The organism is Pseudomonas sp. Irchel s3b5 (genome assembly GCF_900187435.1).
Lineage (GTDB): Bacteria > Pseudomonadota > Gammaproteobacteria > Pseudomonadales > Pseudomonadaceae > Aquipseudomonas.
In genome coordinates this window covers 173,486-186,535 of sequence record NZ_FYDY01000008.1, presented here as the reverse complement: position 1 = coordinate 186,535, position 13,050 = coordinate 173,486, and the positions used below count along the sequence as shown (strand labels likewise).

General features: G+C 58.3%; 15 protein-coding genes. 8 read left to right on the top strand and 7 right to left on the bottom strand.

The features are described from left to right. Window positions 1-95: 95 nt before the first annotated feature. Both CKW15_RS11995 and CKW15_RS11990 read left to right on the top strand, forming a co-directional pair. Window positions 96-1,022 (top strand): LysR family transcriptional regulator, encoded by a 927-nt coding sequence (locus tag CKW15_RS11995; protein ID WP_095060612.1) that lies wholly within the window; start codon window positions 96-98, stop codon window positions 1,020-1,022. Between the two features lie 57 nt (window positions 1,023-1,079). Further along, window positions 1,080-1,445, top strand: a complete 366-nt coding sequence (locus tag CKW15_RS11990) for a 5-carboxymethyl-2-hydroxymuconate Delta-isomerase (protein WP_095060614.1) — start codon at window positions 1,080-1,082, stop codon at window positions 1,443-1,445. A gap of 3 nt (window positions 1,446-1,448) precedes the next feature. On the opposite strand, the gene CKW15_RS11985 is transcribed toward CKW15_RS11990, so the two are convergent. Then, window positions 1,449-2,384, bottom strand: coding sequence for a LysR family transcriptional regulator (locus tag CKW15_RS11985; RefSeq protein ID WP_095060616.1), 936 nt, complete (start codon window positions 2,382-2,384; stop codon window positions 1,449-1,451). A 114-nt stretch (window positions 2,385-2,498) separates the two neighbouring features. Then, a complete protein-coding gene (locus CKW15_RS11980) occupies window positions 2,499-3,416 on the bottom strand; it encodes a DMT family transporter (RefSeq protein WP_095060618.1) in 918 nt (305 codons plus the stop codon). Between the two features lie 351 nt (window positions 3,417-3,767). Between CKW15_RS11980 and CKW15_RS11975 the strand changes: the two genes are divergently transcribed. The 4 genes from CKW15_RS11975 (at window position 3,768) to CKW15_RS11960 (ending at window position 8,079) form a co-directional block, all read left to right on the top strand. After that, complete coding sequence (locus CKW15_RS11975) at window positions 3,768-5,417, top strand: phosphoethanolamine transferase (RefSeq protein ID WP_095060620.1); 1,650 nt, start codon at window positions 3,768-3,770, stop codon at window positions 5,415-5,417. A gap of 186 nt (window positions 5,418-5,603) precedes the next feature. Continuing rightward, complete coding sequence (gene rnd / locus CKW15_RS11970; RefSeq protein WP_095060622.1) at window positions 5,604-6,737, top strand: ribonuclease D; 1,134 nt, start codon at window positions 5,604-5,606, stop codon at window positions 6,735-6,737. Further along, window positions 6,734-7,027: a YcgL domain-containing protein gene (locus CKW15_RS11965; protein WP_095060624.1), complete on the top strand. Its 294-nt coding sequence runs from the start codon at window positions 6,734-6,736 to the stop codon at window positions 7,025-7,027. Before rnd ends, CKW15_RS11965 begins: the two co-directional genes overlap by 4 nt. 119 nt (window positions 7,028-7,146) lie before the next feature. After that, entirely contained in the window at window positions 7,147-8,079 is a 933-nt protein-coding gene (locus CKW15_RS11960; RefSeq protein WP_095060626.1) for a D-2-hydroxyacid dehydrogenase, read from the top strand. A 121-nt stretch (window positions 8,080-8,200) separates the two neighbouring features. On the opposite strand, the gene CKW15_RS11955 is transcribed toward CKW15_RS11960, so the two are convergent. Further along, a complete protein-coding gene (locus CKW15_RS11955) occupies window positions 8,201-8,794 on the bottom strand; it encodes a nitroreductase family protein (protein ID WP_095060628.1) in 594 nt (197 codons plus the stop codon). 164 nt (window positions 8,795-8,958) lie between these two features. Here CKW15_RS11955 and CKW15_RS11950 point away from each other — a divergent pair, with 164 nt between their 5' ends. Beyond that, entirely contained in the window at window positions 8,959-9,408 is a 450-nt protein-coding gene (locus CKW15_RS11950; RefSeq protein ID WP_095060630.1) for a YcgN family cysteine cluster protein, read from the top strand. 36 nt (window positions 9,409-9,444) lie between these two features. Beyond that, window positions 9,445-10,674 carry a hypothetical protein gene (locus CKW15_RS11945; RefSeq protein WP_095060632.1) on the top strand — a complete coding sequence of 410 codons (1,230 nt, stop codon included), beginning with the start codon at window positions 9,445-9,447 and terminating at the stop codon, window positions 10,672-10,674. Window positions 10,675-10,759: 85 nt separating this feature from the next. Here CKW15_RS11945 and CKW15_RS11940 read toward each other — a convergent pair whose 3' ends face one another. From CKW15_RS11940 to CKW15_RS11925, 4 genes are all read right to left on the bottom strand, one after another. Continuing rightward, window positions 10,760-11,137 (bottom strand): DUF2892 domain-containing protein, encoded by a 378-nt coding sequence (locus CKW15_RS11940; RefSeq protein ID WP_095060634.1) that lies wholly within the window; start codon window positions 11,135-11,137, stop codon window positions 10,760-10,762. A gap of 92 nt (window positions 11,138-11,229) precedes the next feature. Continuing rightward, a complete protein-coding gene (locus CKW15_RS11935) occupies window positions 11,230-11,700 on the bottom strand; it encodes an RNA methyltransferase (RefSeq protein ID WP_095060636.1) in 471 nt (156 codons plus the stop codon). A 208-nt stretch (window positions 11,701-11,908) separates the two neighbouring features. Then, window positions 11,909-12,280: a YajD family HNH nuclease gene (locus tag CKW15_RS11930; protein ID WP_017336997.1), complete on the bottom strand. Its 372-nt coding sequence runs from the start codon at window positions 12,278-12,280 to the stop codon at window positions 11,909-11,911. A gap of 49 nt (window positions 12,281-12,329) precedes the next feature. After that, complete coding sequence (locus tag CKW15_RS11925) at window positions 12,330-13,016, bottom strand: spermidine synthase (protein ID WP_095060638.1); 687 nt, start codon at window positions 13,014-13,016, stop codon at window positions 12,330-12,332. Window positions 13,017-13,050: the final 34 nt, after the last annotated feature.

The window sequence follows — 13,050 nt, the reverse complement described above, 5'->3', positions numbered from 1 at the left end:
GAGCAGCTTCGTTTCAACAGATCTCAGGGTTGTGAATAGACGCCAGTTGCATCCACTACCTAAACTGTCGGCAGACTTAGGGACGGGGGCAGTGGATGAATCGTAACGAGCTACGCAAGGCTGATATCAACCTGATGGTGGTGTTCGAAACGCTGATGCTTGAGCGTAACGTGACTCGGGTGGCGGAAAAGCTGTTTCTCGGTCAGCCGACCATCAGCTCTGCGCTCAACCGTTTGCGGGCGATGTTCAATGACCCCTTGTTCATTCGGGTCGGGCATCGCATGGAGCCGACAGCGCGAGCGGAAGAGATCATTCGACATCTGTCTCCCGCGTTGGACTCGCTGTCGGTGGCCTTGAGCCTGACCCATGATTTCGATCCCGCCAGCAGCACCATGACCTTTCGTATCGGGCTGTCCGACGACGTCGAGTTTGGCCTCTTGCCACCCTTGCTGCGTGCATTGCGCCAGGAGGCGCCAAGCGTGGTGTTTGTGGTGCAGCATGTCGATTACTGGCGGATCCCCGACTTGTTGGCGTCCGGCGATATCACGGTGGGCATCAGCCAGACCCGCGGTCTGCCGGCCAATGCCAAACGCAAGTTGTTGCGACACATCCAGCCCAGCATTTTACGGGCCGACGCCTCCGACATGCCGCTGACCCTCGACGAATATTGCTCGCGTCCGCATGTGCTGGTATCCCATACCGCCAACGTCAGTGGCTACGCCGATGAGTGGCTGGCGGAGATCGGCCGTACGCGACAGGTGGTGCTCTCCGTTCCGCAATACAGTTCGCTGCCGGCCCTGCTGGCCGGGACCGATCTGATTGCCAGCCTGCCGGACTACACCGCTGAGGCGATGGCCGTCTCCGGTCAATTATTCAAGGAGCCGTTTCCGTTCAAGACGCCGACCCTGGACTTGTCCATGGTCTGGCTCAGTCATGTCGACACCGACCCGGCCGAGCGCTGGCTGCGTGCGCGCCTGGAAGCGTTCATGAGCGAGCGCGCTGTGTTGCCCCTACCTGAGTGAGCAGGGCGACAGCGTGATATATGTAGGATCTTTCCACCCACCATCAGGATCAATGTCATGCCTCACCTGCACATGGAATACACCGCCAACTTGCCTGAACTGAATGCCGACGTAGCGTTGATGCGGCTGAACAATACGCTGGTGGCTTCTGGTCAATTCGGTGTCGAGTTCGACATCAAGAGTCGTGCAGTGAAGGTCGAGACATTCAAGGTCGGAACGGCTTTGGCGGAGCGGGCGTTTGTGCATGTGAAGCTTGCGCTGTTGAGCGGCCGTTCCGCGCAGATCAAACAGCAGTTGTCGGAAAGCTTACTGGCTGTAGTGCAGGACCTGTGCGAATGGCCAGCAGGCATCGAAGTCCAGCTATGTGTGGAGATACTCGATATCGATCGCGAGTCCTACAGCAAGACGGCCATTAACAACTGAGACTCAGGCGACTTCCTGTTCCGTACAGGCCAGGATCACTTGTTCGCGTAGCCACCGGTTGGCGCCGTCCTGATCAAGGTGTTGGCTCCACTGCAGTTCGAGGCTGAACCCCGGCAAACCATCGGGTACTTCGCAGTGATTGAATGCCGCTTCGGCGGCAAGTAACTGCTGGATGCGCCGAGGCAAGGTCAGGATGAAGTCAGTGCCGGCGATCATCTTGAGCGCTGCGCTGTAGCTGTTGGCGCGCGCGACGATTTGACGTTTTTTGCCCTGTTGCGCGAGCCAGCCATCGACCATGTTGGTGGCGGACGTCCAGGGTGTCGGAAACACATGTCGACGCTCGACGTAGGCCGGCAGGTTTAAACGTGGCTCCAGCGGTGTAGCGTGTTTGTCGAAGACGCATACCAGATCGTCCTTGAGCAGTGTCCATGATTTGAGGCCTGCGTGGTCACGATGAAAATTCGGGCCGAAGCAAATCACCAGATCAAGACTGCCATCGCGCAAGGCGTCGACAGGAATCTCGGCTTCGAACTTGTGCATGTTGACCGTCACCGGAAGATCGGCGAGCGCAAAACGTTTCAACAAGTGCGGCAGGATTAACTGTTCGAAGTATTCCGGTGCACAGAGATTGAACGTCACCGATTGCAAGGTCGGGTCGAACATCGGCGAGCCTGCATGACATTGGTTGATGCTGTCGAGGATCTTCAGAATGTGAGGGTACATCGTGCCGGCCTTGTCCGTCGGCTGCATACCGGCGCGGGAATTGATGAACAGTTCGTCCTCAAAGCAGTTGCGCAGTTTTTTCAGGCAATAACTCACCGTGGACTGGCTGACGCAAAGCCGCTCGGATACATCGGTTACGTTGTTTCGCTCGAACACGGCAACGAACACCATGAGGTCCTGCATATCGAGCTTTCTGAGCAAATTACTGTTCAGCATCCATTCTGTCTCGCAGTGCTACTGGCGCAGAACGTGCGCAAGCTGTGGGAATTGATCCTAGCGGAGCGGAGGAGTCAGGAGAATGCCTTGTGGGACGTTTCATGGGTATTGGTGTCAGCCTTGTACCGTGACCGGCACGGTTCTGCGGCTGGATTTCAACAGTGCCAACATGCCGATGCCCACCAATGCGGCGCCGGTAACCTCCAAGGGCAGTGGCGCCTGGCGCCCCCATAACCAGTGAAACAGGGTGATGAACAGCGTGCTCAGGTAAATGTAGGAAATCACTGAAGAGGGGGCGATCACACCGATTGCACGGTGCAGCAACCAGAAGGTCGCCAGCGTCGCAAACAGCGCCAGATAGATCAGCCAGAAAAAATCATGGGCAGTCAGCAATGACGCCGAGCGCCAACCGCCGCTGAACCCACAGAACACCAGCAGAAACAATGCGCCGAACAACATGTTCCAGAACGTCATCGCCACCGGTCCTCGGCCCTTGAGGCTACTTCCTTTGAGTCGTTGGCTAAGCGGCGCATAGAACGCCATCGCCAGGCAGCCGATGCCATACACCGTCAATGCGTACAGCGATGGCAGTTCGTCCGGACCGTTGCCCTTCATGATCAGTAGCGCGGCCCCGGTAGCGGCAATCAGCATGGGCAAGATCCGTTGCTTCAGGCTGCTGTCAGGCGTCAGCACGGCTTCGAAAAGCAGGGTCAGCAATGGTACGAGCGTAAACAGGGTTCCAGTGTTGACCGCCGAGGTATAGCGCAGCGCCTCGAACAGCGAACCGAAATACAGCGCCAGCAGCAAACCGAGTGCGCAATGCCCGAGCAATCCGCGGGCGGTCATGGCGATATCGCCTTTGAGCAACAGCAGCGGCAAAAACACCGTGGCGCACAGCAGCAGTCGTAATCCGGTCAGCAAGATCGGGTCGATGGCCTGGCTGACCTGTGCCGCCGCAGAAAACGAAGCGGCGACCAGCAAGGCCCAAAGCAGCATGCCAACGTGGGCAGCGGCGAAACCGGTGGTTTTCATAGGTGATTCCGAAGTCAGTGATTGGGGCAGGTGTAGCGCCAGTCCCGATTAGGCGCGCCAAGCCTGAAGGCCGCAAATCAGAAAGTCCGAGAGGGAATCTGGAAATTAAATAGTGCTGACATTCAGAGGGCGGTCGCGAGCGATCAAACGCAGGTTATTTAAGTCAGATCTGAACAAAAGCTGAACAATTCTCAAATACTTGGCAGGTTTGGCTTAATGGCTGACGTGAACTAATCGTTATCTTATTTTTCACAAAAAATTGATGGTTGGCTGCTTAAAATTAGTGTTGTCTGGGTGAATGGAATTTTCACATTTACCGCAGTCATTCCTTTTCAGGGACAGCGAATCATCATGTTGAAGTTTAAAGCCGTGCGCCCGGAATGGGTGACGCTGAGTGCCAGTGCTTTTTTATTAATTGCATTCAACTCTGTACTCTGGGGGCATCTTTTCGATATCGCCACGCCAGATAGCAAAGGTATCACTCTGTTCGTGGCGTTCGGGGTGATGATTTTTGCAGCGTTCAATATTCTATTGACGCTGCTGGCTTTTCGGCCGTTGCTGAAGCCCGTCCTGACGCTGCTTTTCATGATCAGTGCTGGCGTGGCTTACTTTATGGGCCAATATGGCGTTCTGATCGACGCTGGTATGTTGCGTAATTTTGCAGAGACCAATGCCACGGAAGTGCGTGACTTGGTATCAGTCCAATTGTTTGTCTATGTTGTTTTTCTCGGCGTCCTGCCATCGTTGTTGTTGTGGAGAACACCGGTTGTTTATCGTCGCTGGCATCGCGAGTTGCTGAGTAAAGGGTTAGTGACGTTAGTGTCCGCCGCCGTCATTGGTGGCGTTGCACTGATTAACTACCAAGGTCTTGCTTCGCTGTTTCGCAATCATCATGAGTTGCGTTTGATGGTGGTGCCAAGCAATTACATTGGCGCAACGGTCAGGTATTTGGGTGAGCGGGTGGCGTCAGCGCAGCAACCGTTTGTGAAAATCGGCGAAGACGCTCAGTTAAACCCAGGCTGGCAAACCCATGGTCGTAAATCCCTGACGGTCCTGGTGGTAGGCGAAAGTGCCCGCGCGGAGAACTTTGGCATCCTCGGCTATGACCGTGATACCACGCCAAAACTTGATAAAGAACCTGGGCTGATCGCTTTTACCGATGTGACCTCGTGTGGCACTGAAACCGCTGTATCGGTTCCTTGCATGTTCTCCAACATGGGCCGCAAGGATTACAGCGCGAGCAAGGCAAAGAACGAAGAAGGTTTGTTGGATGTGCTCAAGCATGCCGGACTGGATGTGATCTGGCGGGACAATCAGTCCGGCTGCAAAGGCACCTGCGATCGCGTCACCCTTCAGGATGTGAGTAATCTCAAAGACCCGAGTCTGTGCGCCAACAGTGAATGCCGCGACGAAATTCTGCTGCAAGGGCTGCAGCACTTTATCGACACTCTGGATAAAGACACTGTGCTGGTATTGCATCAGATGGGCAGTCACGGTCCGGAGTATTTCAAGCGTTACCCGAAAGAGTACGAACGCTTTACTCCTGTCTGTGAAAGCAACGCGCTGAACAATTGCAGTCGCGAAAGTATTATTAACGGCTATGACAATACGCTGGTGTATACCGATCATGTGTTGTCGACCCTGATCGATTTACTGCGCAATAATCAGGAAAAGGTCGATACAGCCATGCTTTATCTGTCGGACCACGGAGAATCCCTGGGCGAATACAACCTGTTCCTCCATGGCACGCCTTACATGTTGGCACCGGAGCAACAGAAACATGTGGCGATGCTGGCCTGGTTCTCCGACAGCTATCAAAAATCGTTCTCTGTGGACACCCATTGCCTGCAATTGAGTCGTGAAAAACCCTTGAGCCAGGACAACCTGTTTCATTCGGTGCTGGGGCTGCTGGAGGTCAACAGTAAGGTCTACAACCAGAGTCTGGACATGTTTGCCGGGTGTCGGGGGGCGGTGATCGATGGCGTATTGGCTGGCAAATGAGGCGTCAGCGCTTTCACGTGACCTTCAAACAAACTCGCGTTACCAGCGTCGCAAGGCAAGTTAATCCAAGCTCAACGGACTATTCTTCTGAAAACCAGGCATTTTTGCTAAGCCTCTTGTTCAGTGGATGCGCGGAAATCGCCGGGGGCGATATATACTGCGCGCCATTCTTCAAGGGAGAGCCGTGTGGCCATCGATATTCACTGGATTCGCGACAACGATAGCCTCGGTCGGTTTTGTACCGAGTGGCAACAGCTGCCATTCGTTGCCCTCGACACCGAATTCATGCGGGTCGACACCTTCTACCCGATTGCCGGCCTGCTGCAGATCGGTGACGGCCAACGCGCTTACCTGATTGATCCGCTGACCATTAATGACTGGAAGCCCCTGGCCGCGTTGCTGGAAAATCCCGCCGTGGTCAAAGTCGTGCATGCGTGCAGCGAAGACCTCGAAGTCTTGCTGCGCCTGACCGGCAGCCTGCCGGCGTCGTTGTTCGATACGCAACTGGCCGCCGCTTACCTGAACCTGGGTTTCTCCATGGGTTACTCGCGGTTGGTGCAGGAAGTGCTCGGCATCGACCTGCCCAAGGGCGAAACCCGTTCCGACTGGCTGCAACGTCCGCTGTCCGAGACCCAAATCAGCTATGCCGCCGAAGATGCCGTGCACTTGGCGGAAGTTTTCGTACAGTTGCGCCCGAAGCTTTCGGACGATAAGTACGCCTGGGTCCTGGAAGACGGCGCCGAACTGGTGGCCAACCTGCGCCGCGAGATCGACCCTTACGAGGTCTATCGCGACGCCAAGCTGGCCTGGAAGCTGTCCCGCGCCCAACTCGTCGTATTGCGTGAGCTCTGCGCCTGGCGCGAGAAAGAAGCCCGCGCCCGTGACCTGCCGCGCAACCGCATTATCCGCGAGCATTCGCTGTGGCCGCTGGCGCGCACGCAGCCGGACAACCTTGGCGCATTGGCGAAAATCGAAGACATGCACCCGCGTACCGTGCGTCAGGACGGTGAGTTTCTGCTTGATCTGATCAAGCGCTCTGGCAGTGTGTCGCCTGATCAATGGCCGCCAGCCGTGCCGGAGCCATTGCCGGTGGACGCCGCCGTGTTGCTCAAGCAAATGAAAGCCATCGGCCAGGCTGAGGCCGAGCGCCTGAGCATTGCGCCGGAACTGATGCTGCGCAAGAAAACCCTGGAAGCGCTGCTCAAGAGCGGCTTCCCCAATGGTCCCTACCAATTGCCTGATTCGCTGCGTGGCTGGCGCCGCGAGTTGATGGGCCAGGCGCTGCTCGACAGCCTGGCCACCGCCGGAGAACAGCCTTGAAACGTATTTGTTCGATCTACCGCAGCACCAAGAGAAACGAAATGTACCTGTATGTGCTCAAGAGCGATGCTCTGGAGCGCGTCCCGGAAACGCTGATGGCCGCCTTCGGCAAAGCTATCCATGCCTTTGACCTGGTGCTGAGCCCCGAGCGCAAACTGTCGCGCGAAGACATCACGATCGTGCTGGAAAACCTCGATAAGCAGGGTTATCACCTGCAAATGCCGCCGGCTGAAGACGAGTACATCGAGCACTTGCCGGAAGAGTTGCTGCGTCGCAACGACCCGATGTAAGCGCCAGACAGGCTCGGTTCAGGGCCGCGATGAAACACTGATTGATTTTGGCGATGACCGCATCGATGGAGCGATACTCCACCGGCGGTCGTCCGCTCCGCTTTGGAAAGGTTTGAAGCATGCGCGTTCTGATTGCTGAACACGACCACCCCGTGTACGCCCGGTTGTTGCGCGAGGCTGCGCCCGATCTGGAAGTGCTGACCAGCGGCGACTCTGCTGAATTGGCCGCCCAGGCCGCCGATTGCCCGGTCTGGCTCGGTCAGCCTGATCTGTTGGCGACGCTGTTGCGTCAGGGCCACCAGCCGCAATGGCTGCAATCGACCTGGGCGGGCATCACGCCGCTGCTGGCCGACGGTTTGCCGCGACACTATCGTTTGTCCCGCGCGGTGGGGATCTTCGGGCAGGTCATGGCTGAATACGTGCTCACGTACATGCTCGGGCATGAGCGTGAAGTACTGGCGCGGCTGGTCAGCCAGGTCGAGCGCAAGTGGGACAGTCGCCATGGCCAGAGCCTGGCGGGGCGCAAGGTGTTGATTGTCGGTACCGGTGACATCGGACAGACCGTTGCGAAATTCCTCGTACCGTTTGGCGTCGAGTTGTACGGAATCGCCAGCAGCGCTCGCGAGCAGGCACCGTTTGTCGAAGTCGGTTCGCTGGCGGATCTGCCGCGTCTGGTCGGTGAAATGGATTTCGTGGTCAACCTGCTGCCCAACACGGCGGACACCCACGACATTTACGATGCCGCGCTGTTCAAGCAATTCAAGCCGACGGGGTTGTTCATCAATGTCGGACGCGGCGTGGCGGTGGTCGACGCGGACCTGGTTGAAGCGCTGAAGGAAGGGCATCTGGCGGGGGCGGTGATTGACGTGTGCCGTCAGGAGCCGTTGCCGCAGCGCCATCCGTTCTGGACGGCCTGGGGATTACTGCTGACCGGCCACAGTTCCGCGCCGACATCGCCGTCGATGATGGTGCAGTTGTTTGTCGAAAACCTGCGGGCGTATCAGGCGGGCGAGGCGTTGCGCGGGGAAGTGGATTTCAATCGCGGGTATTGAACCACCACTCACCCCTGTGGGAGTGAGCCTGCTCGCGATAGCGGTGTGTCATTCACATGTACTTTGACTGACACGGCCTCATCGCGAGCAGGCTCGCTCCTACAGGGTTTTGCCGTGTGGGTTAGAGGGTGAATTCACCTTCCGCTGCCAATTCGCTCAACGGACGGCGCGGGCTCGGCGCTTCACGGGCCTGCAGGTATTCCGCCAGGCTGGCCTTGTCGCCCAGCTTGCCAACGGCCACGGCCGCGTGCAGTGCGTAGCCTTCAGGAATGTTCAGTTCTTTGCGGGTCAGCTCCTGATCGAAACCGGCCATGCCGTGGGTGTGCCAGCCGCTGATGCTCGCTTGCAGCGCCAGATGACCCCAGGCCGAACCGGTGTCGAAGGTGTGCCACAGCGCCGGGGTTTCTTCGGTGGCGCCAGGTGCGGTAAAGGTGGTTTTCGAGATCACGATCACCAATGCCGAGGCATGCTGCGCCCAGCTGCGGTTGAACTCGTTGAGCAGGCCCAGGTAACGCTCCCAGTTCGGTGTATCGCGACGCGCATAGAGAAACCGCCATGGCTGCGAGTTGTACGCCGACGGCGCCCAGCGCGCGGCTTCGAAAAAGCTCAGCAGAGTTTCTTCGCAAATGGCTTCACCGGTGAAGGCGCGGGGCGACCAACGATCGGTGAACTGCGGGTGAATGGCGTACTCGGCAACGCGTGGGTTGGCACTCATCAATAGATTCCTTGCTACGTTTGAAGGTGTGGGCGACGCAAAACCCTACTTGGCGGCGCTAAAACTGACAAGCACGTTCTACCGGCAGTCGCCAATGCTTGGCCGCAAGGCCTGCGGGCACTAGACTGGCGGCCTTTTCACCACCTGATGTCGACGCTCGAACCATGGCTGCCAAAGTAGAACCGTTCTGGATACGCAAAACCCTCGATCAACTTGATCAGGAGGAATGGGAATCGCTGTGCGATGGTTGTGGCCTGTGCTGCCTGCAAAAGCTGGAAGACGAAGATGACAACAGCGTCTATTACACGCGCATTGCCTGCAAACTGCTGGACCTGAAAACCTGCCAGTGCACCGACTACCCGAATCGTCGTGATTCGGTGCCGGACTGTATCCAGCTCACTCCGGGCAAGGCTGATGAGTTCAAGTGGCTGCCGCCGACCTGCGGCTATCGCCTGGTCAGCGAAGGCAAGGACCTGCCGCTGTGGCATCACCTGGTGTGCGGTGATCGCGACGCGGTGCACCACGAACGCATTTCCCAGTCAGGGCGCATGCTCGCCGAAGGCAGCGTGCCGGAAGATGATTGGGAAGAACATCTGATTTTCCGGGCAGGCTGATCGCCCACGGATCTGACGTTTCACGAAGGAGTGTGTATGGCTGTGGGATGGCGGCTGGCGTTGACGGTTGGGTGTCTGGCCCTGGGCTCGCCCGTGTGGGCGGCTCAGAAGGTTGATCTGGATTATCACGTGCGCCTGTTGCCGCAAAGCGACCAGGCCGAAGTGCGTCTGACCCTGGCCCAGGGGGCAGCGGTGCGCAGTCTGGATTTCGACCTTGGCGACGGCAGTCACTACAGCGATTTCAAGGCTGACGGACAATGGCAACTGAGCCCCGGCAAGCAGGCTCGCGGTCTCTGGAGACCCGCCGCCGACAAGGCCAGCCTGACCTATCGCGTTCGCATTAGCCATGGCCGCAAGAGCGGCAGTTTCGATACGCGCATGACGCCGAACTGGGCATTGATGCGCGGCGACGATCTGGTGCCCGCCGCCCGGCTCGATCAGCAGGACGGCGTCGAATTGGTGTCACGTCTTGAGTTCGAGCTGCCCGGCGGCTGGAAGAGCGTCGAAACTGCGTGGCCGCGGATTGGCAAAAACAAATTCCGTATCGATAACCCATCCCGACTGTTCGATAGACCCACAGGCTGGATGCTCGCTGGCCACTTGGGCAGTCGCCGTACGCGTCTGGGGGAAACGGAAGTCACGGTCAGCTCCCCGCAGGGGCAGGGCATGCGCCGAATGGATGTGCTGACGCTGTTGACGTTCGTCTGGCCACAAGTGCAAGCCGTGTTCCCTCATCATCCCGCCAAGCTGCTGATTGTTGGCGCCAGCGATCCCATGTGGCGCGGCAGCCTGGCCGGGCACGAGTCGATCTACCTTAACAGTCGTCTGCCGCTGGTCAGTGAAAGCGGCACCAGTGCGTTGGTGCGGGAGCTGGCCCAGGTGTTCGGGCGAATCAACGACAAACAGCGCAGTGACTGGATCAGTGAAGGACTTGCCGAGTATTACGCGATTGAGTGGGTGCGTCGGGCGGGAGGGATGAGCGATGAGCGGTTCGAGAGCCTGCATGAAAAACTGCTCAAGAGCGGCGAGAAGGTCACGACCTTGCGCGGTGAGCAGGCCAGCCCGGCGCAGGTAGCCAGGGCGGTGGTGATGCTGCAGGAACTGGATCGCGAGATTCGCCTGAAGACGCGCAACAAGCGCTCGCTGGATGATGTGTTGCGCGCGGCGATACGGCTGGAGAGCATCGATACCAAGGCGTTTGTGCAGCTGTCGGAGAGTGTTATTGGCGACGCTTCGAAGGTCCTTGATACCGGGTTGCTTCAGTAGGGATCAAAAGATCGCAGCCTGCGGCAGCTCCTGCAGGGCGCGCACACACGAGCTGCCGCAGGCTGCGATCTTTTACTTTGAATCATCAAACGCCGGTTTTTGGCGAATTCAATGAATCATTGCCCGTAACCGTCGCGGTTTTGGTTGCTGCCTCGGCATTGGCCTTCAGCGTCTTCAGCTCTTCACCCGCCCGCTGGATTTTCGCCCGTACGTTGTCCATGTCCTGTCGGCTTTTCTCCAGCAGGCTTTTTGCCGAACTGTGGCCGGTGATACCACGGGCCAGGGCAACACCGCCGATGGCCACTTGAATCAAACCAAAGATCCCGCCGCGACGCAGGCCCTTGCCCACCATCACCACGCCACCCGCTATCGAGCCGATGCGCTCCCAGCCCTGGACGTTCTGTTCGGAAGGAGTCTGGAACGGTGTGGATTCGATACGCTCGACGCGTTTGAGTTCGCTCATGATCTATCTCCAGGCAGGGAAGGGCAGCTTCAGTCTCGATAGTTAAGCTGACTGCCGGGGCCTGTCGCTTGTTCCATCGAATGTGCGGTGGCTCAGCGGAATTTTGGCCCCGAGCGGGTGTTGAGCCCTTTGGCCATGCGGTCATAAAGCACGACGTTGACCGTGGCAGCCAGGTTCATGCAACCGGTGGTCGGGATGTAGACCACGTCTTCGCACCAGTCGCGAATCTCTTGATCCAGCGAACCGTCTTCAGGACCGAAGATGTACAGCGCGCGGTCCGGGTGGGTGTACTCCGGCAGCGGGCGGGCGCCCTCGACCAGCTCCACGGCGACCGGCACGCAGTTCAGCGGCAGGATTTTTTTCAGGTCGTCGATGCCGATCAGCGGGATGTCGTAGTGGACACGCTTGGTATCGGTGACGAAATCGGCGGCGCGTTCATAGCGTTTGCCGGTGTAGAACACCGACGCCACGCCATAACAGCCAGCGGCGCGCATCACCGAACCGACGTTCTCCGGTGATTTGGGGTTATACAAACCAATGCAGCTGTACCGTTTGTCTGCCACGAGCGGGGTGCCTTTCGGGAAAAAATCGCGATTATACGGGGAATGGGGCAGGGGTGTTCAGTTTGAGATTGGTGGTGGCCGGGCTATCGAAATCGCGGGCAAGCCCGCTCCCACAGGGTGCTGTGGTGTACACCACATTTGTGGTCACCATCAATCACTGTGGGAGCGGGCTTGCCCGCGATGGGGCCATTCCAGGCGCTGAGGATTTTCAGTCGTCTTTCTTCATCAGGCCAGCCAGCGCCGCAAACGGGTTATGTGTCGCCTTGGCGATTTTCGGTGTGCTCAGCGAGCCTTCATCGAAATACTGTTGGTCTGTGTAGCGCGAGTGTTCGTTGTCGTGACAGTACAGGCACAACAGCTCCCAGTTCGAACCGTCCTGCGGGTTGTTGTCGTGATTGTGGTCGCGGTGATGCACGGTCAGTTCGCTCAGGCGCTTGCCGGAGAACTCACGGGCGCAGCGGCCGCACACGTGCGGGTACATTTTCAGGGCCTTGTCGCGGTAACCCATTTCCTTGTCGCGCTGGTTGTCGGCGAGGATGCGGTCCAGTTTCGACGTGTTGGTTGGGGTGGACGAACTCATGGGTTCACCTTTGTAGAAAGACTAATGACGGTTATGCAGCCAGTTTAGCTCAGCCCTTGAGCTTCTCGGCAATCCAGATGGTATGGCGAGTGCCTTTGTTGCCGTGGGCGAAGACCTGCACTTCCTCGGCCTTGAACCCGGCTTTTTTCAGTTTGTCGGAAAACTGCCGGTCTGCACTGGCCGACCAGACCGCCAGCACGCCTTTGGGGCGCAGGGCTTTGGCACAGGCGCTCAGGCCGCCGGCGGAATACAGCCAGCTGTTGGCTTTCTGGGTCAGGCCTTCGGGGCCGTTGTCGACATCGAGCATGATCGCATCGAAACCCTGCGGCTCGGCTTGCAGGACCTTGGCCACGTCTTCCATGCGGATCACGGTGCGCGGGTCTTGAAGCGGGTTTCCCGCTTTCTCGCCGAGCGGACCACGGTTCCACTCCACAACGCCAGGGACCAGCTCAGCGACCACCACTTCGGCGGTCTTGCCCAGGTGCTTGAGGGCCGAGGCGAGGGTGAAGCCCATGCCCAGGCCACCGATCAATACACGTGAACTCGGCCGACCGGCGACCTTGCGGCAAGGGATCTCGGCCAGGGCATCCTCGGAGCCGTGCATGCGGGTGTTCATCAATTGCCCGCCGTCACCGCCCTGGATCTTGATGACGAAATCCTCACCGTATTCGAACAGGCACAGGGCTCCGCCGTTTTCCGGGATGGGGGTGGTGTCGAGCAGAACGAAACGTTTCATGGGGCTCACTTGAAGAAAATTGGCAGAACTCGAA

Excerpts from the sequence above, each read along its gene's own strand:
- CKW15_RS11940 (WP_095060634.1), bottom strand. The coding sequence starts at position 11,137 with ATGAGCGAACTCAAACGCGTCGAGCGTATCGAATCCACACCGTTCCAG.
- CKW15_RS11980 (WP_095060618.1), bottom strand. The coding sequence starts at position 3,416 with ATGAAAACCACCGGTTTCGCCGCTGCCCACGTTGGCATGCTGCTTTGG.
- CKW15_RS11925 (WP_095060638.1), bottom strand. The coding sequence starts at position 13,016 with ATGAAACGTTTCGTTCTGCTCGACACCACCCCCATCCCGGAAAACGGC.
- CKW15_RS11945 (WP_095060632.1), top strand. The coding sequence starts at position 9,445 with ATGGCTGTGGGATGGCGGCTGGCGTTGACGGTTGGGTGTCTGGCCCTG.
- CKW15_RS11950 (WP_095060630.1), top strand. The coding sequence starts at position 8,959 with ATGGCTGCCAAAGTAGAACCGTTCTGGATACGCAAAACCCTCGATCAA.
- CKW15_RS11995 (WP_095060612.1), top strand. The coding sequence starts at position 96 with ATGAATCGTAACGAGCTACGCAAGGCTGATATCAACCTGATGGTGGTG.
- CKW15_RS11985 (WP_095060616.1), bottom strand. The coding sequence starts at position 2,384 with ATGCTGAACAGTAATTTGCTCAGAAAGCTCGATATGCAGGACCTCATG.
- CKW15_RS11975 (WP_095060620.1), top strand. The coding sequence starts at position 3,768 with ATGTTGAAGTTTAAAGCCGTGCGCCCGGAATGGGTGACGCTGAGTGCC.
- CKW15_RS11955 (WP_095060628.1), bottom strand. The coding sequence starts at position 8,794 with ATGAGTGCCAACCCACGCGTTGCCGAGTACGCCATTCACCCGCAGTTC.
- CKW15_RS11960 (WP_095060626.1), top strand. The coding sequence starts at position 7,147 with ATGCGCGTTCTGATTGCTGAACACGACCACCCCGTGTACGCCCGGTTG.
- CKW15_RS11930 (WP_017336997.1), bottom strand. The coding sequence starts at position 12,280 with ATGAGTTCGTCCACCCCAACCAACACGTCGAAACTGGACCGCATCCTC.
- CKW15_RS11990 (WP_095060614.1), top strand. The coding sequence starts at position 1,080 with ATGCCTCACCTGCACATGGAATACACCGCCAACTTGCCTGAACTGAAT.